17 protein-coding genes and 1 pseudogene are annotated in these 18,457 nt (G+C 71.7%); 8 read left to right on the top strand and 10 right to left on the bottom strand.

The genetic code is table 11. The features are described 5' to 3' along the window. Positions 1–50: 50 nt before the first annotated feature. From O7624_RS00090 to O7624_RS00080, 3 genes are all read left to right on the top strand, one after another. Positions 51–665, top strand: a complete 615-nt coding sequence (locus tag O7624_RS00090) for a class F sortase (RefSeq protein WP_282238387.1) — start codon at positions 51–53, stop codon at positions 663–665. Between the two features lie 66 nt (positions 666–731). Next, positions 732–1,202 carry a hypothetical protein gene (locus O7624_RS00085; RefSeq protein ID WP_282238386.1) on the top strand — a complete coding sequence of 157 codons (471 nt, stop codon included), beginning with the start codon at positions 732–734 and terminating at the stop codon, positions 1,200–1,202. Between the two features lie 68 nt (positions 1,203–1,270). After that, on the top strand, positions 1,271–1,690 hold the full coding sequence (locus O7624_RS00080) for a YchJ family protein (protein ID WP_282238385.1): 420 nt from the start codon (positions 1,271–1,273) through the stop codon (positions 1,688–1,690). Between the two features lie 5 nt (positions 1,691–1,695). On the opposite strand, the gene O7624_RS00075 is transcribed toward O7624_RS00080, so the two are convergent. From O7624_RS00075 to O7624_RS00060, 4 genes and pseudogenes are all read right to left on the bottom strand, one after another. Then, positions 1,696–3,087, bottom strand: coding sequence for an MFS transporter (locus O7624_RS00075; protein ID WP_282238384.1), 1,392 nt, complete (start codon positions 3,085–3,087; stop codon positions 1,696–1,698). A 514-nt stretch (positions 3,088–3,601) separates the two neighbouring features. Continuing rightward, positions 3,602–4,327: pseudogene (locus O7624_RS00070) on the bottom strand (hypothetical protein); the annotation flags it as partial. An 84-nt stretch (positions 4,328–4,411) separates the two neighbouring features. Next, positions 4,412–5,236: a hypothetical protein gene (locus O7624_RS00065; protein WP_282238383.1), complete on the bottom strand. Its 825-nt coding sequence runs from the start codon at positions 5,234–5,236 to the stop codon at positions 4,412–4,414. Further along, a complete protein-coding gene (locus tag O7624_RS00060) occupies positions 5,233–6,024 on the bottom strand; it encodes a hypothetical protein (RefSeq protein WP_093405625.1) in 792 nt (263 codons plus the stop codon). The genes O7624_RS00065 and O7624_RS00060 overlap by 4 nt, the downstream gene beginning before the upstream one ends. Positions 6,025–6,266: 242 nt before the next feature. Between O7624_RS00060 and O7624_RS00055 the strand changes: the two genes are divergently transcribed. Then, positions 6,267–7,451: a helix-turn-helix domain-containing protein gene (locus O7624_RS00055; RefSeq protein WP_282238382.1), complete on the top strand. Its 1,185-nt coding sequence runs from the start codon at positions 6,267–6,269 to the stop codon at positions 7,449–7,451. A 97-nt stretch (positions 7,452–7,548) separates the two neighbouring features. On the opposite strand, the gene O7624_RS00050 is transcribed toward O7624_RS00055, so the two are convergent. The 3 genes from O7624_RS00050 to O7624_RS00040 all read right to left on the bottom strand — a co-directional run bounded on the left by O7624_RS00050 (position 7,549) and on the right by O7624_RS00040 (position 11,223). Beyond that, complete coding sequence (locus tag O7624_RS00050; RefSeq protein ID WP_093406097.1) at positions 7,549–8,154, bottom strand: lytic polysaccharide monooxygenase; 606 nt, start codon at positions 8,152–8,154, stop codon at positions 7,549–7,551. A gap of 552 nt (positions 8,155–8,706) precedes the next feature. Beyond that, a complete protein-coding gene (locus tag O7624_RS00045) occupies positions 8,707–9,489 on the bottom strand; it encodes a hypothetical protein (protein ID WP_282238380.1) in 783 nt (260 codons plus the stop codon). Positions 9,490–9,537: 48 nt separating this feature from the next. After that, a complete protein-coding gene (locus O7624_RS00040; protein ID WP_282238379.1) occupies positions 9,538–11,223 on the bottom strand; it encodes a serine/threonine-protein kinase in 1,686 nt (561 codons plus the stop codon). A gap of 239 nt (positions 11,224–11,462) precedes the next feature. Here O7624_RS00040 and O7624_RS00035 point away from each other — a divergent pair, with 239 nt between their 5' ends. Further along, the gene (locus O7624_RS00035; protein ID WP_282238378.1) at positions 11,463–13,037 is read left to right on the top strand and encodes an FMN-binding glutamate synthase family protein; all 1,575 of its coding nucleotides are present in this window, start codon (positions 11,463–11,465) and stop codon (positions 13,035–13,037) included. Between the two features lie 122 nt (positions 13,038–13,159). Here O7624_RS00035 and O7624_RS00030 read toward each other — a convergent pair whose 3' ends face one another. Beyond that, positions 13,160–13,855, bottom strand: a complete 696-nt coding sequence (locus O7624_RS00030) for a hypothetical protein (protein WP_282238377.1) — start codon at positions 13,853–13,855, stop codon at positions 13,160–13,162. Positions 13,856–14,016: 161 nt separating this feature from the next. After that, positions 14,017–14,775 carry a hypothetical protein gene (locus tag O7624_RS00025; protein WP_282238376.1) on the bottom strand — a complete coding sequence of 253 codons (759 nt, stop codon included), beginning with the start codon at positions 14,773–14,775 and terminating at the stop codon, positions 14,017–14,019. A 587-nt stretch (positions 14,776–15,362) separates the two neighbouring features. Between O7624_RS00025 and O7624_RS00020 the strand changes: the two genes are divergently transcribed. Genes O7624_RS00020 through O7624_RS00010 form a run of 3 tightly spaced genes read left to right on the top strand, consistent with a single transcriptional unit; the run spans position 15,363 to position 17,571 of the window. After that, positions 15,363–16,079: a GntR family transcriptional regulator gene (locus tag O7624_RS00020; RefSeq protein WP_282238375.1), complete on the top strand. Its 717-nt coding sequence runs from the start codon at positions 15,363–15,365 to the stop codon at positions 16,077–16,079. Continuing rightward, a complete protein-coding gene (locus tag O7624_RS00015; RefSeq protein ID WP_282238374.1) occupies positions 16,076–16,903 on the top strand; it encodes a sterol desaturase family protein in 828 nt (275 codons plus the stop codon). The genes O7624_RS00020 and O7624_RS00015 overlap by 4 nt, the downstream gene beginning before the upstream one ends. Further along, positions 16,900–17,571, top strand: coding sequence for a lysoplasmalogenase (locus O7624_RS00010; RefSeq protein ID WP_282238373.1), 672 nt, complete (start codon positions 16,900–16,902; stop codon positions 17,569–17,571). The genes O7624_RS00015 and O7624_RS00010 overlap by 4 nt, the downstream gene beginning before the upstream one ends. Here O7624_RS00010 and O7624_RS00005 read toward each other — a convergent pair. Further along, the coding region (locus O7624_RS00005; RefSeq protein ID WP_282238381.1) for an AMP-binding protein at positions 17,568–18,457 on the bottom strand (890 nt) is incomplete at its 5' end. The two genes, O7624_RS00010 and O7624_RS00005, sit on opposite strands and share 4 nt — an antisense overlap.

Genomic DNA, 18,457 nt, shown 5'->3' with positions numbered 1-18,457 from the left:
GGCAGACGAAGATCCCACGCCCCTCGCGGGCACCGCGAACGGAGGTTCCCGTGCGGGCGTACCAGGTGATCCGGTTCCTGATCGCGGCGCTCGCGGTGGCCGGCCTCGCGCTGGTCGGCACGGGTCTGACGCGGCTACCGGCGCGACCACCGCAACCCGACGGCGCGACGGCGCCGCACCGGACGGTTCCGGCGCCGCACCTGTCGCCGCTGCCCCGGGCCGACCCTGTGGAGGTTCGCATCCCCGCCGTCGGCATCCGCGCACCGCTGATCTCCGTCGCCGCCGACGCCGCCGGGGCGCTGGAGGTGCCACCGCTGGACCGCCCGGGTGTCGCGGGCTGGTACCGGCCCGGAGTCAGCCCCGGCGAGACCGGCAACGCGGTGCTGGTGGGGCACGTGGACTCCCCCGGCGGGCCAGCCGTCTTCTTCCACCTGGGACGGCTGCGTCCCGGCGACACCATCGAGATCGTCCGGACCGACGCCCGGATGGTGCGCTTCGCCGTGCACGACGTCGAGGCGTATCCGAAGGACCGGTTCCCCACGGACCTGGTCTACGGCCCGGGCGAAGCGGCCGGCCTCCGACTGATCACCTGCGGCGGTCGGTTCGACCGGGACACCGACGAGTACGTCGACAACGTGATCGTTTTCGCCACCCGGGCAGCGTGAACCCGCGTTTGACCGTCGGGGCGCCGGGAAGAACTGTCGCCCACGGCAGATTCGCAAGGAGCGACGATGGCGCAGGCAGCACGGGCCAGCAAGCGGACCGGCGCGGAGAAGGGTGGCCCGCCGCCGCGGAAGGTGGCGGCGAAGAAGGCGGCCACGGCGGCGAAGCGGGCCACCGGGGCCACCGCCGCGAAGACGCCCGAGACGAAGCCCACCCCGACGAGTTCCCGCGTCGCCCGTAAGAAGGCAGTCTCCGCCACCGCCACCCCGGCCCGCCGCCCCACTGCCAAGGCAACCGCGGCGAAGAAGTCCGCCCCGGTCAAGAAGGCATCCGCGAAGAAGGCGACGGCGGCGAGAGCGCCCGGCACGACGGCACCGGCGGGGAAGGCCACGGGTACGAAGCGGGCACCGACCAGGAAGACCTCCGCCTCCCAGGCCGCCGCATCCCGGTCCCGCTCGGCCACCCCGGCACCGGCGAAGCGGGCCACCACGATGGAGTCGTTCGGCAACCGGCGGAGCCCCCGCTCGGGATCCCGCTGACCGGCGCGTCCGCAAGGCCGACGCGCCCCGGTGGCCGTGGCCGACGCCGCGACCGGAAGGATGGCGACGTGGCCAAGCGAGACAGACGACCAGCCAGCGGACCCGAGGTGACCGGGACGTGCCCGTGCGGGCAGGGCCTGCCGTACGCGGACTGCTGCGGACGGCTGCACCGGGGTGAGGCCGACGCGCCCACGGCCGAGGCGCTGATGCGGTCCCGGTACGCGGCCTTCGCCGTGGGCGACCCGGACTATCTGCTGCGCAGCTGGCACTCCGGTACCCGGCCGCCACGGCTGCACCTCGACCCCGCCCAGCGCTGGACCGGGTTGGAGGTGCTCGACACCGACGGCGGTGGCCTGTTCGACAGCACCGGCACCGTGGAGTTCCGCGCCCACTACCGGGAGGGACGCGATCCGGGCACGGTGACCGAACGCAGCCGCTTCGTCCGTGAGGACGGCCGCTGGGTCTACCTCGACGACGACCTGGGCTGAAGCCGTTAACCACCCCGGGCCACCCCCACCGACGCGAGCGGTCTCCGGTCATCGGACGGCCGGATCGCCAGTGCCACCGCGATCAGCAGGTACGGCACGGCGGCGACCGCGAACGCCACCCGATTGCCCGCCACGGTAGCGACCAGGCCGTACCCGCCGTACACGACGATGATCGTCACGTCGGTGGCCATCCCGGCGAGCGAGGTGACGGTGGCCCGCCCCGGCCCGGTGATCCGGGCCTGTAGTCGCGCGTCGGCCAGCACAGAGGCCAGTTGAAAACCACAGAACGCCACTGCCACCAGCCCGAACGCGGCCGGGTGACCCGACAGTGCGCCCCCGGCCAGGGCCAACGCCGAGCCGGCCAGCAGCAGCGCAAAGCCACGACTGCCGAACCGCTGACCGACCGGGGCGAGCAGACCACCGACGACCTGCCCGAGCGTGACGATCAGGAGCAGCAACGGCACGGTGGTCAGCGCGACGCCGGTGTCGCGGGCCAGCAGCGGCGTGTACTCGTCGAGTGCGCCCCAGACGGCACCGACCCCGGCGACGAGCAGCACCGCCCGGCGCACCGACCGGTGACCTCGGGCCTCGGCGACTCCCGCGCGCAGCCCCTGCCACCAACCGAGTTCGTCCCCGTCCGGGTCGGCGGCCGTCACGGTGTCCGCCGGCCCACTGACCACGGTTGGGGCCGCCCTGCCCACGGCCGGCACGGCGAGGTCGGCGTCGAGGTCAGCCGACGCGGCGCGATCGACGCCACGCGGCACGGCGCGATCGACGTCGAGGCCGCCCGGCGGGGCGGAGGCGATGCCGGCCGGGCGGGTGGCCTGGCGGTGTTCGGGGAAGCGGACGGCGACGGCCGCGGCGAGCAGGCACACCGCGATACTGGCCGCGCCAACCGCCGGGTAGCCACCGAACGCGAGCACGGGAGCAGCCAGCACGATCGACGCCAGCACACCGAGGGTGCCGGCGGTGCGCGCCCGGCCGATGACGCGGGCGTACCGGTCGGCGGCACCGAGCCGGTCTAGTTCGTCGAAGACCAGAGCCTCCGTCGCGCCGGAGGCGAGCGCGCCGCCGGCCCCCCAGAGGACGAACCCGGCGGCGAACGCCGGATAGGACGGCGCGAGGGTCCAGAGGGCGAAGCCGGCGGCGGTGCACAGCGGCGCGAGGCAGAGCATCCGCCGTCGGGAGGTCGCATCGGCCCAGGCGCCGGAGGGCACCTCCAGCGCGATGCTGGCCAGCGACCAGATGACGAACAACGAGGAGATCTGCCCGACCGACAGGCCGGTGTCGGCGAACAGCAGCGCGTACACCGGGTAGAGCAGCACCAGGTCGGTGAGGAACGCGTACGCGTAAAGCGTGCCGGCCAGGCGGCGGGCACGCGGCGAGGTCGGGGTCATCGGGGCCTTTCAGGTGGACGGGTCACGGACGCCGGTGTCACGGCGTTCGTGGCGGCCCACGGCCTCGGATGACGGATCAATGTCGCCAGGTCATGGCGCTGATGCTAACGCCCCACCCGGCGGTTCCGCACGGGTGATTCGGGCGTGGCCAACGGCCCGGGCGGGACGGGACCGGTACCGGTCCCGTCCCGCCCGACGGTCAACGCTGCTCGCCGGTCTTCGGCAGCACGATTGTCGAGTCGCTGTCGGCGGAGTCGCGCGGTGCCGGCGCCTGCGGCGGATTCGGAGTGACCACCTGGGTGGTGTCCGGGTCGCTCTCCGGCGACGCCGAGGGCTGCGTCGGGGCCGGGTCCTGGCGCGGTAGCGGCGTGGTCGCGTCGGGATCGATGGCGGGGCCGGTGACGACCTGGGTCGCCTCCGGGTCGTCACCGGTGGAGGTGGGCTCTGCGTTGACCGGGTGGGAGGTGCTGGGCGTGGCGACGTCCGACGCATGGGTGGACGCGCTGGCGGCGGGGTCGGCGGGACGTTCGTCGGCCTCGCGCCGGCCGGCGGAGTAGGCCCGCGCGTGCTCGGCGATGGTCCGCGACTCCTGCTCGGCCCGGGCGAGCCACGACTCCCAGCGGCTCTGCATCGGACGCACCAGCCCGCCACCGACCCCGACCACGAGGATGCCGCCGATCGTGGCCAGCACGGCGATCAGCACCGGCGTGGTCACCGTGGTCGCCACACCGATCTGGTTGAGCGCGGCGATGATGCCGAGTCCGAGGATGAACGCCGAGGCGGCGGTGGCCAGCAGCCGGCCGTAGGACAACCCGCCGAGCGCGCCGGAGATGATGTCTTTCACCGCACTGGCGATGGCGGCGGCGACAACCACGATGACGATCGCCACGAAGGCGCGGGGCAGCCAGGCGATGACCCCGCCGATCAGGTCGGAGATCGGGTTCGGCCCCCAGACCCCGAAGGCCAGGTAGAGGGTGAGCAGCAGGATCCCGTAGTAGGCGAGCCGGGCGACGATGTCACTGGCGTCGTAGCGGGATCGGGCCAGGGCCCGGCGGATGCCGCCGCGCTCGACCGCACGGTCGAAGCCGACCCTCTCGAGCAGCCGGTTGACCAGCTTCAGCGCCGCCTTGGCCAGCAGCCAGCCGACCACCAGAATGGCCACGAAGGCGAGCGCCTTGGGCAGGAAGAGAAGTATCGAGCGGAGGGTGTCCCCCACCGCGTCACCAAAGTCGTCTCGCATCGGATGGTCCTCCACAGGGGCAGGTGGTTCGTCCGGCCCGACCTACCCGCCTGCCCCTGCGCAGAAACCAGTGGAGGAGACGACCTACGGACGCAGTTGGGCCAGTGAGGCGACCGCGACCCCGTGCGCGTACTGCTTCGACACCGCGTCGATCAGCGGGCTGAAGTCGTACTGGATGAGTGCTCCGTACTGGAAGAGCCCCATGCCGCCGGCGGATGCTCGGGCCACGTGCGTACGGGTGACGGTGTCGTACGGGCCGGAACAGAAGAAGCCGCCGTCGAGCCAGATCGGATCGTGGTAGTTCATCCAGAATTCCTCGTTGACACCGTACGGAGTTCCCATGCAGTACGGCTGCCACTGGGTCTGCACCCGGGTGAACGCGTTGACAAGCAACGACCTCAGCTCGGTGACGCTGAAGCGGGCCTGGGCCCGGGCGATCAGCGCGATCGGCCCGATGGCGCCGAGCAGGATGCCGAGCTGGTTCTTCGCCGAGGCGTTGGTGACCGCGTTCCACAGCGCGTCGATGAGCGTCACGCAGCTTGTCACGTCCTGCGCCCAGCGCTGCTTGAGGCTGAGCGGGAACTCGGCGATGTCGGCGAACTCGAGCACATGGTGCCGTACGCAGCCGGTCGCCTCCGCCACCGCCAAGGCGTCGGCGTGTGCGTTGATCGCGTCCCGCGAGGCGTTTACCGCGCCGATGATCTGGCTGGTCGCCTGTTCGAGAGTGAGTCCGCCGTTCTGGGAACTGTTGAAGTACGAGTAGGCCGCAGCAGCGAACTGGATGATGGCCGCCACCGTCGTCGGGTCCACGGCCGCCTGTGCCGGTCGGGCTCCGCCCGGCACGACGAGCCCGGTGGCCAGCACCACAGCCGCCATGCCGGTAGCGAATCGCTTACGTAGTCTTGTCACCGATCGCCTCCCTGGTTATCCATGGTTTGTAGGACCGCCCGGGCCACCGCCCAACTCGTGCCCGCCCCGGCGGCCTCCAACAGCGACTCCGGCGAGTACGGGCCCTCCCGCCAGTCGCCGAAGTACTCGTAGTCCTGGAATTCCAGTCGCCGACCGTCGGGCGCGGTGCAGACGTGCACGACGTGGTAGATCGACGGGTGCGGGTCCAGGTCACCTTGCGCGGGGGGTGCGCAGACCGGCTTGAGGTTCTCCACGATCGACTCCAGTGCCTCCCGGTAGTGGCGCATCAGCGTGGTCGTGCCGAACCCGGCCTTGGCCCGGGCGGCCAGCGCCATCGGGTAGAGCGTGTGGATCGCGTACCCGAGGTCGTTGCGGGACTTGGGGTCCGTCATCGCGTTGAAGACGCTCGCCGCCATGTCGGCGTCGCGGGTGACGGCCATCGCCCAGTCCCAGAGCGTCTCCTCCTCAAAGATCTCTATGTCGTTGAACTCCACGATGTGCGCCCGTGCCGCACCGAGCCACGGCGCCGCGGCGAGGGCGTCCATGTGCGTGAGCACCACCGACTCGGCATCGTCGACAGCCAGGATGGTGTCGGTCACCAGCTGGGCGATCTCCTCGGGGCTGAGCCCGCCGTCACTGAACAGGTTCAGCAGCTGGATGACAGTGGTGCCGATCTTCTGCACGGGCACCGTGCCGTCGGCGGCGTGCGCCGGCGCCGCCGTACCCGGAACAGCCAGGGCGACCGCCAGCGTGGCGGCGACGAGCGTACGTACCGGTTGACGTCCCATGGCGATTCTCCTTCGCCCTGTTATCGACGGACGCGAATAGCGTGGACCGTGCGGCACCGGCTTGTCTTCGTCATCGGTGACAACCCGGATGCGCGATCGGGAAACGCCGCTTGTCACTTGTGGTGACCCGATCGAACGCGGTGCCACCCTTCGCGGAGCGCTGGTTATTACTCGGGCGGGGGCACTAATCTCTGAGGTTGAGGTGACGCGGGAACGGCTGGACCTTCGAGGCAGGGGCTTCAATGGGAGACCTGTTCCACCAGCTCAGCAAGCAGGTCGACCGCAACGCCCGACGGGCTGTTCGGGTGTACCAACGCGAGCTGCCCGAGTTTCGGCGGGTCGATGTGTCCAGCCACGGGCTCGCCGCGATGATGGATTTCGCGGTGCTGCTCCGCCGCCGCACCGCTGCGCTCGCGGCCGACGAGCAGCCTTTCACCGACGACGATCTGCGGCACATGGAGTCGGTCGGCCAGGAGCGCGGCGAACGCGGCATCTCCGCCGTAGCCCAACGCCAGGTGCTGACGCTGCACTCGACGCTGACACTTCAGGAGATCCGCGAGGCGGCCGGGCCGGACGACATCGAGGACGTGATGCGAATGCTGCGGTGGCTGGGCCCGCAGGGCGCGGTCGCCCAGGCCGCGTACACCCGGGGTTTCCTCGCCGGGCAGCACCGCAGCGTGCCGTTCGCAGCGCGGATACAACACCTCACGCTGGCGCTGCTTCACGACGACCCCGCCGCCGGTCAGCTCGCCGGTGACCTCGCCCTGCCCCACCACGGGCCGTACCTGGTCACGGTCGTCACCATCCGAGGCGACACGCGACGCCTGACCGCCAAGGTGCGCGCCAGAACCATCGAAACGCTGCTGCGCGTGCGCCGCACGCCGATGATGTGGCGCAAGCCGTCGGAGTTCGTCCTGCTTACCCCCGTGTCGGAGGCGGTCGGAACGCTCGTCGCCACGGAGCATCAGACCGCTCTCGCGGTGATCCGCGGTCTCGCCGACACCGTCGGCCGTCCGCTGTCGATCGGCACCGCCGCCGGCCCCACCGGCAGCCTGGCCGACACCGCCGACTTGGCCCGCCGGGTCAGCTGCGTCGCGCCCGCGCAGCCGAGGCCGGAGTGCCTGCACACGGTCGCCGACGTCCTGATCGAACTCGCTGTCGCACAACTGCCCGCGGTCGACCGCTGGCTCGACGACCTCACCCGCCGTCTCTCCGCCGGCCCCGATCTTATCGAGACGCTCGCTGCCTACTACGACAACGACATGAACCGCCTTCGTACCGCGGCGGCCCTCAACATCCATCCGCGCACGCTCGACTATCGCATCCGCCGGGCCCACGAACTGCTCGGCTTTCACCCCGCGACGGCTCGAGGCGTACGCCTGATCGGTGCCGGCATCGCCCGTGCTCGGGCCGACCGGACGCAGTGAGCCGGCCGGTGCCGGTCCGCCGCAGCGTCGCGGCCGCCTCGACGAGCCGCTCCGGCCCAGGACGGCAACCCTGGGCCGGAGCGATGGAGCTGGTCGATCAGACGAAGTTCACGTCACTGCACCACATGTACGCCTGGTCGAGGTGCGAAGCCTGCCAGATGACGAAGACGATGTGGCGTCCGGTGTAGCCGGAGGTCGAGACGTTGAACGAGATGTTCTGCGCAGGCGCGTACCTGCCGGTCTGCGTGATGAAGTCGAGGTTGCCCCAGCCGAGCCGCTGGGTGGTGGGGTCGAACCCCTGCTTGCTGACGTAGACGCGGAAGAAGTCGGCGCCGTGGCTGGCCTGGTCGTAGAGCTGGACCGTGAAGTTGCGGCTCACGTTCGTCGTCCGCCACGCGCCAGGCTGGTTCAGGCTGTTGTTCCTGGACAGCCCGTTGCTGCACAGCTGCCCGTCGGGGGTGCGGCCCTGGAAGTTGCCGCCCAGACCGTCCCGCAGCGCGCTCATCCAGTTCCACATGGTGTCGGGGTTGGCCTGGAACGCCTGCCAACACATGGGGTCCTGCTGCTGCATGGCCGGGTTGGTGTGCTGGCTGCCCCAGCTCTGCCAGCACTGGTAGGCGCGGGAGGCCGGGTTGATGATGGTGCCGTGCGCCTGGGCCGGGGTGGCCCAGGGCAGCACGCCAACGATCATCGCGAGCAGCACGGCAAACACCCGAAGGGGCTGGCGGACGGCTGACCGGGACCGTCCGCCGCTCTGATCAGGCCTGCGTGAACGCATGTGCGTCCTCCGTTCCTCGGTGGTGTCGGTGGATGGGAGCGCTTCCAACGCCAGACAAGCATCGAGTCGCATAAATGTCAATTATGATCTTAATTGGTGCCACTGTGTCCCGAGCCGGCCCGAGTCACCGTGAAGGGCACCAATGCCCCATCTGTGCTGCGACGATGGCCCACTCCGCCACCCACCCGATCACCCGAACGACGTCCCGGATCGAAACTTTCGGTCCTTGACGGCTCGCGATTCATAGTACGAGAGCACCGTCAGGCCGGCTCGTACCAGAGGCGGATGTCGGTGTGGCCGGCAGAGGTCGTCAAGTCGCGTCCGCAGCGAGCAGCGGCAGCCGCTCGGCGGCGGCGCTGCCCGGTTCCACGGCGCTACCCGGTTCCACGGCGTGGGCGATCAGGATGGGGCCGCTGCATCCCGGGGGCCGGTAGGCGTCCCAGCCGCAGACGCATCCCGACCACCGGCCCGTCGGAGTCAGCCTGGACAGGCGTAGCTGACCTCGGTCGCTGCCTGCGCCGGTGCCGGCGACACGATGTTCACCGTCGCGGTCTCCGTGGTGCTGCCGACCCCGGTGAACGACCAGCGCAACGTCAGCGTGACGCTACGCTGTCCCCGACCGACGCGCTCGGTGAGCAGAGCACCTGGCGCACTGCCGGTCCGCAGCCACTGATACTCGATCACGCCCGCGCGGCCGTTGGTCCGCACGGTGGCGACCACGTCGACGGTGACGTCGCAGCGTGCCTCGGCCGGTCGGGGCACGCTCGCGGTGACATCGGCGATCTCCAGCGGGCTGAGTCGCTGCCAGATCCACAACCCCACCGCGGTCAGCAGCGCAAGGCTCAGCAGCGCGGAGAGCACGGTGGTCAAGCGACGCCAGGGCGACGGCCGGCGCGGCGGCGCGGGTGCCGGCCAGGCCGGTGCCGCTGGCGGGGCGACCGGCACGCCGGGACCGAACCGCAGCTCGCCGCCGGGCCCGGCGGTGGGCGCGGGCAGGGCCGTGCCGCCGGTACGCGTACCGACCGTGACATTCGCGGCCATCGTGTCTCCCCCGGTCCCAGCCAGCGACAGCGTCGGCTCCGCACCGTCGAACGACAGCGTCGGCTCAGCAGCGTCGAGGGACAGCGTCGGCTCCGCACCGTCGAGCGACGGCTTAGGTGCGGTCACGGACGGTGGGTGTGCGGGCAGAGTGACGGTCGGCTCGGCCGGTACCCGTTGGGTGGGCAGGGCCTCCGTGGCGTCGTCGTCCGGCTGATTCACGCTGTCGTCTCCTGCGTTCGTCGCGGGCCTGGGTGCGGGGGCGGCTGGTCAGCCGGGCGTGCAGAAGGAGTAGAGCGTCACGTGCACCGTCGCACCGGTGGTGGTGTTACCGGCGGCATCGGTGGCCAGGACCGCGACCGGGATCCGCGTGGTCGCTCCGGGCCTGGGCAGGTCGCCGAGCACGCCCCGGAACTGGCCGCCACGCAGCTGAGCCATGTTCTGCTCGTAGGACCGCTTCTCGAGCGTGTAGCGCAGACGGACCCGCAGTTCACCCGAGTCGGTACGGTCGTCGGCGACGAGCGCGGTGACCGTGCTCGCGGTCGGCCCGAACGGGCAGCCCGCCGGATCAAGTTCGGTCGGACTCGCGGTGACCCGGTCAACGATGGGCGCGGTGGTGTCCGACGGCGGTGCGGGACTGGTGGACGACGTGGGCACCGGCGTCGCGGGCTGTGAGCCGCCCGGGGGACGCACCGACCGGCTCGGCTCGACCGTGGTGCCGCCCGTCGGGACGGTCCCCGTACCGGTCGGGGTGGGTGAAGCGGGGGTGCCGACCGTCGGCACGTCGGACGTCGGCGTCGGCTGCTGTGCGGCCGGAACTCCGACGGTCGGGACGGTCCCGGCGGTCAGATCCGTGCGGGCCTCGGTGGCCGCCGCCGCACCGACCGACGGTGGCTCGTCCTTCCCGGCGTAGCTGAGTCCGGCAACGCCGACCAGCATCGCCGCCACCAGGCCGGACCCGACCAGCGCCGCCCGGGACCGTCCGGTCCGCCGAGGTACGGATCCGTCGGCGGCCTCGCCCACCGATGTCGGCGCAGAGGTGCCGACCGCCGTGCTGGCCACGCTGATGCCGCCCCCGCTGCCGTCCGGGAACGGAAACAGCGCCGCCAGCAGCGCTGCCCGGCGAGCCAGCTCGCGCCACCCGCGTTCCTCCCAGTCGTCCCCGTAGGCACCGGCGGCTACCTCCTCCAGGCTGGCGAGGAAGACCTGCGCGGGCTGTGGACGGTCGTCGGGCCGCTTGGCCATCCCGTCGCGCAGCAGGCCGTGCACCGGGCGCGGCGCCCGATCGGTGGGGATCGGCGCCCGGATGTGCTGCCGGCGCAGCGTGGCCAGATCCCGCCCGTCGAACGGCGGGTGGCCGGTGAGGCATTCGAAGAAGGTGGCGGTGGCGGCGTAGATGTCGCAGGCCGGGCTGGCCGGCGCACCGGACCACTGCTCGGGAGCCATGTAGCGGGGGGTGCCGGTGACAGTGCCACCGGAGGCGGCACCGACCGGCATGGCGATGCCGAAGTCGGCGAGCTTGCTCGCGCCCTCGGCAGTCACCAGCACGTTCTCGGGTTTGTAGTCACGATGTACCACGCCGCGCGCGTGCGCCGCACCGAGCCCGGCCAGGGAACCCTTGAGCACGCAGAGCGCCGACTCCGGTGTGGTGGGGCCCTGCGCACGCAGCATCTGGCGCAGCGACACGCCGTTGACCAACTCCATCACGATCGCCGCCCCGCCGGGCGCCTCGACGTACTCGTAGAGGCGACAGATGTGCGGGTCGTCAATGTCGGCAAGCCGCCGCGCCTCGTCCCGGAAGTCGGCCCGCAACAGCTCGTCGTCGGGCCCGGTGGTCAGATACTTGATCGCCACCGCGGTGCCGGTGGCGTCGTGCACGGCGAGATCGACGCTGCCGGAGGCACCGGCACCGAGCCGACGGACCGGGGTGTAGCCGGAGACCTGCCAACCGTTCATGTCGCCACTATCCGTGCCACGCGCAAGTGAACGGTGCCGCTGAACACGCGATCATTATCGCCACCGCCGCCAGTGACGCCATCGGCCCGGCGGGTGCACCGACCCCACCGGGTGGCCAACTGGTGAGTCGTCCGGTGGGCACGGTCGGCGGCCTACCCGCTGCGCCTGGTGCCGCCGACCGGCGCTGAGCTGCACCGCCCCGACGTTTGACCGGGCTCGGCGACGGAAAGTGTGGCGGGATGAGATGGGCCCGTCACGCCGTACCCGCCGCCGTCACCGCCCTCGCCGCGCTCGCCGCCCGTGACCTGCTGCAACGCGAGCACGCGCTGAGGCGCAACTTCCCGCTGCTGGGTCGCGCCCGCTACCTGCTCGAATCGCTCGGGCCGGAGCTGCGGCAGTACATCGTGGCCGGCAACAACGAGGAACGTCCGTTCACCCGGGACCAACGCCGCTGGGTGTACGCGTCGGCGAAGCGGCAGAACAACTACTTCGGGTTCGGCACCGACAACGACATCGAGTACAGCCCGGGATATCCGGTCATCAAGCACCGCACCTTCGGTCGGGCGGTACCGCCGTCGACGCCGACTACCGGGCACGAGGTGCGGCTGCCGTCGGCGAAGGTGCTCGGAGGCGCGCGACGCCGCACCCACGCGTTCCGCCCCGCATCGGTGGTGACCATCTCCGGGATGAGCTTCGGCTCCCTGTCCGGCCCCGCTGTCGAGGCGTTGAACCGGGGCGCGGCGCTCGCCGGCTGCCTGCACAACACCGGCGAGGGCGGGCTGTCCCCGTATCACCGCAACGGCGGCGAGCTGATCCTGCAACTGGGTACCGCGTACTTCGGCTGCCGCGACGATCGGGGCCGGTTCGACCTGGCCCGGCTCAAGGACGTGGTCGCCGGCGCACCGGTGCGGGCGCTGGAGATCAAGCTCAGTCAGGGGGCCAAGCCCAGCCTGGGTGGCCTGCTGCCGGGGGCGAAGGTGTCGGCGGAGATCGCCGCGACCCGGGGAATCCCGGTCGGACGGGACTGTGTCAGCCCCTCGCGGCACGCGGAGTTCGCCGACTGCGACAGCCTGCTCGACTGGGTGGAACTCCTGGCCACCGAGACCGGTCTGCCGGTCGGTATCAAATCGGCCGTGGGCGACCTCGATTTCTGGACCGAGCTGGCCGACCTGATGCGCGACACCGGCCGAGGCGTCGACTTCGTCACCATCGACGGCGGCGAGGGCGGCACCGGGGCCGCGCCACTGATCTTCACCGACTCCGTGTCGCTGCCGTTCCAGCAGGGCTTCGCCCGGATCTATCCCATCTTCGCCGAACGTGACCTGCACGAGCAGGTCGTCTTCGTCGGCTCCGGCAAGCTCGGCCTGCCCGACAACGCGGTGGTCGCGTTCGCGCTCGGCTGCGACCTGGTGGCCGTGGGCCGGGAGGCGATGCTGGCGATCGGCTGCATCCAGGCGCAGAAGTGCCACACCGACACCTGCCCCACCGGAGTGGCCACCCAGAACGCCTGGCTGACCCGGGGGCTGGACCCGGCATCGAAGTCGGTCCGGGCGGCGCACTACCTCAAGACGCTGCGGCGGGACCTGATGAAGGTCGCCGAGGCGTGCGGGGTGGAGCATCCAGGGCTGATCGACACCGACGCCGTGGAGATACTCGGCGGGCGGACCAGCGCCACTCCGCTGCGCGAGGTGTACGGGTACCAACCTGGCTGGGGCCTACCGTCGGCGGCCGACCGCAAGGCGGTCGTGGAGCTGATGTCCACCGAGGCACCCCAGGGCGGCAGCGCTCCCCCGTCACCGACCGCCCAGCGTTGACGCCCGACGTTTCACACCAGCCGCCGACGGTGGTTTCGAGCCCCGCGCGGGTCGACCGGGGCCGACCCGCGCGCGTCCGGGTCGCCAAAGGACGGATCACGTTCGTGCCATCTCAGCACGGATCAGCGGCAGGCCCCTCCTCCGGCGTCGACCGTCATCACCGTCCTGGGCGGCGTCGCCTGTAGGGCGGGTGGTACCCGACGCGTCGGAACGGTCGAGTGACTGATCCGGACCGACGGGACCGGCCGCCAGAGCAGGTTGACGGTAGCGCCGCCGGGACCCGACAGACGTTGCCGGCCCCGGTAGCCGAGCCGGCGATAGAGACGCAGGTCGTCGTCGTGCACCTCCGCGTACGCGGGCAGGCCGAGGTTGTCCATGTACCGGTGGCTGCCGGCGAGGACGGCGGCGGCCTGACGAGCCCGGTCGGCGTCCGGGGGTGCGGCGAGGAACGCGAGGTGGTTGTGTGCCTCGGCGGGCCGCCGCGCGGCAAGGAGATGGTCGACGCGACGGAAGCGCACGGCGTGTTCGCCGCTGGCGTCGTCGAGTCGCTCGTCGTAGCGGGGTGGCGGCGGGATCGGGCGATAGCGGTGGAACCAGACGGTGGCGGCGGTCCCGTCCTTGAGCAGGAACGCGTCGCCGAACAGCAGGGCGTGCTCGGTCCAGATGCGGGCCACGGCGGCGATCACGGCGGCACGGCGCCGCTCATCGGGCACGAGCCACGCGCCGAGGGACGTGGGGACGATCGTGGCGGTGAGCAGGTCGACGATCCAGTCGACGTCGCACCATCGGGCACGGTTGACCGGCAGGGTGACGTGCATGGTTACTCCTGGTGAGGCATGAAGTCGGAAAAGTAGGTGATGGGCCGGTGCCAGGCAGTCACACGCCGGCAGGCCCGGGACGGTCGACGGTGTAGACCGCCGTCAGGTGTCGCGTCGCGCGGCCACGACCGACGTGGCGGCGCGGAGGTGGCAGCGAGCGGTCAGGCGGGCCGGCTGCGCGGGCGTGGCGAGCGGGAGGGGCGTCTCCGGGTACGCGCCAGCCGGGTCACCCGGCCGCTGACCGCTGGCGGCGACCAGCCGGCCACGGCCATGTCGACCGGGCCGCTGTGCGACGTCGGTGCCGACTCGGCGCCGCTGGTGCCGGGAGCCGGCGACGAGGGCGGCGGACCCGGCGTACGGTCGGCCTGCCCGTCCCGCTCGTGCAGTCCACCGTCGACGATCTCCTCGCCGCTGTGCGGCAGCGAAGCCGCCGGGTGGCCGGACCGGTGACGGATGACGTGGTGGACGGAGCCGATCTGCCGGGCGCTGTCCGCGCCGGCGTCGGCCCGGTCCGGCCTGGCCGGTAGCGCGGGTTCGGCTTCCGGTGCCGGTAGCATGGCGGGATCCGGATCGGGTCGGGGGGTCGGGTCCACCGGTGCCGGAGCGGGTTGGGGCAGCTCGACGACCGGATCCAGCACGTCGAGCACCGGCTCCAGCCCCACCACTACGGAGTCCAGCAGCGGCAACTCGGCATCCAGCAGCTCCACAAGGGCGGCGATGAGCGGCGCTGCGAGCGTCCCGGCCTCGGCGACCACGACGGCCACCTCGTCGCGTACCGCCTCGGGCAGTCGCGCCAGCGGCTCCGCCGATCGGCTGTGGGGCCGGCTCGCAGCTGGCGACCCGGCCGTCCGCTGCGCTGCCGGTGTCGCACCCGCCGGGTGGGCAGCGACCCGAGGTGCGCTCGGCCTCGGTCTCGACATGCTCGGGTCGGTCGACGGTGGCGCATACCCAGCCGGTGGCGCCGGGTCAGCCGGTGGCGCGGTGTCCTGCGGTGGTCGCCCACCGGCAGGTGGTGACGGCGGTTCCGCCGGCCTGGCGTCGGCGGGTGGTTCGGGCTCGTCGGGCGGAAGCGGTCGGGGCGGATCGGACCTGGGCGGTGGGGCCGGCGGCGATGGGGCCGGCGGCGGGGGCTCCGGGGCGGGCGGATCCGACGTGAGTGCCGGGGCGAGCAGACCTCGAACGAGGTCGCCGACGCGGGGCGTTGCTCCGCCCTGAGTGACGGCCGGCGGCTCCCCGGCGGCCCGGGCGGAATCGGCCGAGGCGACGTCGTAGGCGCACCATGCCGCCCCGGCGACCGCGGTCAGGAAACCGAGTCGTAGGACCGCGCGGGCGAGGCCACGCCGTCGTCTCGTCACCGGCGCCTCCCGTGCCCGACCGCCACCCGCTGCGAACGCACCCTAACTCACTGCGACAGCACGGTCACGAGCCACGGGCGTGTCGATCCGCCAGGTTCCCAACTGGTCCAACCAGTTGACGGGTTGATGTGCCCTGGGCCACACTGCCGGGCATGGCATTCGTCCCCGTCACCCGGGCCTCCGTCTCCGACCTGGTCTTCGGACAGTTGCGCGACGCCATCGTCAGTGGCACCTACCGCACCGACGACACGCTGCCCGGCGAACGGGAGCTGGCGACGACCTTCCAGGTGAACCGACATGCGGTCCGGGAGGCGCTGCGTCGGTTGCAGCAACTCGGCCTGGTCCGGATCAGCCAGGGCGGGGCCACCCGGGTGCTGGACTGGCGGGTGCACGCCGGTCTGGATCTCGCGCTGTCGCTGGTGCGCTCCGGCGACGTACTGCCGGTCGCCACCCTGGTCCGCGACATGATGGACATGCGGGCCTGCATCGGCGTCGACGCGGCCCGGCTCTGCGCCCGCCGGGCCGACGACGCGGCGCGGCGACGGATCGTCCGCGCGGTGGAGGAGTTCGCCGACCTCGCACCCGATCTGACCGCGATGGGTGAGGCCAACATCGCCGTCTGGCGGTTGATCCTGGACGGCTGCGGCAACACCGCGTACCTGCTGGCCTTCAACAGCCTGGTGGCCGGCGCCCTGGCGGTGGCCGAGGTGCCGCCCCAACGGCGCGCCACCGAACTGCTCGACGTCACCGGGCACCGCCGGCTGGCGTCGGCAATCGCCGACGGCCGGGACGTCGAGGCCGCCGAAGAGGCCCGATCGCTGCTCACCGCCGCGCTCACCGCCCCGACCAGAAAGGACAGCCGGGCATGATCCCCGCCGTGCTCTACGCCATCCCCGCGTTCCTCCTGCTCATCACCGTCGAGGCGCTGTCGTACCGGTTCGCGCCCGACGACGCCGAACGGGGTTACGAGGCCCGGGACACCACCACCAGCCTGACCATGGGGGCCGGCAGCCAGGTGATCGGCGTGCCGTGGAAGCTGCTCACGATCGGCCTGTACGCCGCCGCCTACACGATCTCGCCGTTCAGTCTCTCCCCCGGCGACTGGTGGGTCTGGGTGTTGTTGTTCTTCGCCGACGACTTCGCCTACTACTGGTTCCACCGGGCCCACCACGAGGTGCGACTGCTGTGGGCGGGACACGTGGTGCACCACTCCAGCGTGTTCTTCAACTTCTCCACCGCGCTGCGGCAGAGCTGGACACCGATGACCTCGCTGCCCTTCTGGCTGGGCCTGGCCCTGCTCGGCATTCCACCGTGGATGATCTTCCTTCAGCAGTCGATCAGCCTGCTCTACCAGTTCTTCCTGCACACCGAGCGGATCAACCTGCTGCCCCGACCGATCGAGTTGCTGTTCAACACCCCCTCACATCACCGGGTGCACCACGGCTCGAACGACGAGTACCTGGACCGCAACTACGGCGGCATTCTGATCATCTGGGATCGACTCTTCGGGACCTTCCAGGCTGAGGGCGACGCGGTCCGGTACGGCCTGACCAAGAACATCGGCACCTACAACCCGCTGCGGGTGGCGACCCACGAGTACGCGGCCATCTGGCGGGACCTGCGCACCGCCAGGTCCTGGCGGGAGCGGCTCGGGTACCTGCTGCGCCGCCCGGGCTGGCAGCCGGCCCGATGAACACCGCGACCGGCACCGGCCGGAGGCTGGTGGACACGCGGCTGCGGCGGCCGGACCGGGATGGGGTGTTGCTCTGGGCGTTCGCCGTCGTGGCGGCCGTCGAACTGGTCGCCGTCGCCACCGACGTGCTCGCGGTGCAGTGGTTGGCCAAGCCGCTGCTGGCGCCGCTGTTGCTGGCCTGGCTGTGGCGGGTCCGCGCGGCGAACGCCCCGATCGCGGTCGGCCTGCTGCTCGCCACCGCCGGAGACGTCGCGCTGCTGATGCCGTCGGACGCCGCGTTCCTGGTCGGGATGGGCTGTTTCCTCGGCACCCAGTTGGCGCTCGTCACCGCGTTCGTGGGTCACCGCCGGGCCCGACCGGCGGCGCTGGCCGGGTACCTGGCGCTGTGGGTGGTGGCGAACGCGCTGCTGTGGCCGCGGCTGGGCGAGCTGCGGCTGCCGGTGCTCGGGTACAGCCTGGCGCTGTGCCTGATGGCGGCGACCGCGACCGCGCTCGGTCTGCGGGTCGCGCTCGGCGGCGCGCTGTTCCTCTTCTCGGACCTGTTGATCGGCCTCGGTGCGGCCGGTACGACGGTGCCCGGACACAGCGTGCTGGTGATGGCGACCTACAGCGCCGCACTGTTCCTGATCAGCACCGGCTGGGCAGCGGCGAGCCGGCACCGACCCTAATGGCCCTGGTAGAGGGCGGCGACCTCGTCGGCGAAATGATCCTGCACCGCCTCCCGCTTGATCTTGAGCGTGGGGGTGAGTTCCCCGTCCACCTCGGTGAGATCCCGGTGCAGGATCCGGAAGGTCTTGACCTGTTCGGCCCGGGAGATGCTGCGGTTGGCCCGGTCGATCGCCATCTGGATCTCGCCACGTAACGCCGGATCGTCCCGCAACGCGGACACCGACGCCCCGGGGTGCCCGTGCTGCTCCCGCCAGCGCGTCCACGCCTGCGGGTCCACCGTCACCAGCGCGGCGACGTAGGGGCGACCGTCGGCGACCAGCATCACCTGACTGATCAGCGGATGCGCTCGGATCCGCTCCTCGATCGGCGCAGGCGCGATGTTCTTGCCGGCGGCCGTGACCATGATGTCCTTCGTCCGTCCGGTGATCCGCAGGAAGCCGCCGTCGTCGATCGTGCCGAGGTCGCCGGTACGCAGCCACCCGTCGTCGGTCAACGCCGCCCGGGTGGCCTCCGGGTTGTTCCAGTAGCCGCCGAACACCACCTCGCCCCGGGCGTGGATCTCGCCGTCGTCGGCGATGCGGATCCGTACCCCCGGCAGTGGTTTCCCGACCGTGCCGATCCGCATCGCCGTCGGCAGGTTCGCGGTAAGCGCGGGGGAGGTCTCGGTCAACCCGTACCCCTCCAGCACGGTGATTCCGGTGCCCCGGAAGAAGTGACCCAGCCGCTCCCCCAGCGGCGCGCCGCCCACGATGGCCATCCGGCACCGTCCGCCGAGTGCGGCGCGCAACCGGCGGTACGCGGCGAGGTCGAACACCAGGTGCGCCAGGCGGAGCAGCCTTCCGGGGCCACGTGACGTGTCCAGCGCGCGGCTGTACCGCACGGCCG

Source organism: Verrucosispora sp. WMMD1129 (assembly GCF_029581255.1).
In the GTDB taxonomy this organism is placed as follows: Bacteria; Actinomycetota; Actinomycetes; order Mycobacteriales; family Micromonosporaceae; genus Micromonospora; species Micromonospora sediminimaris.
Note: the sequence above shows the minus strand (reverse complement) of the source record. Positions and strands in the feature narration are given on the sequence as shown.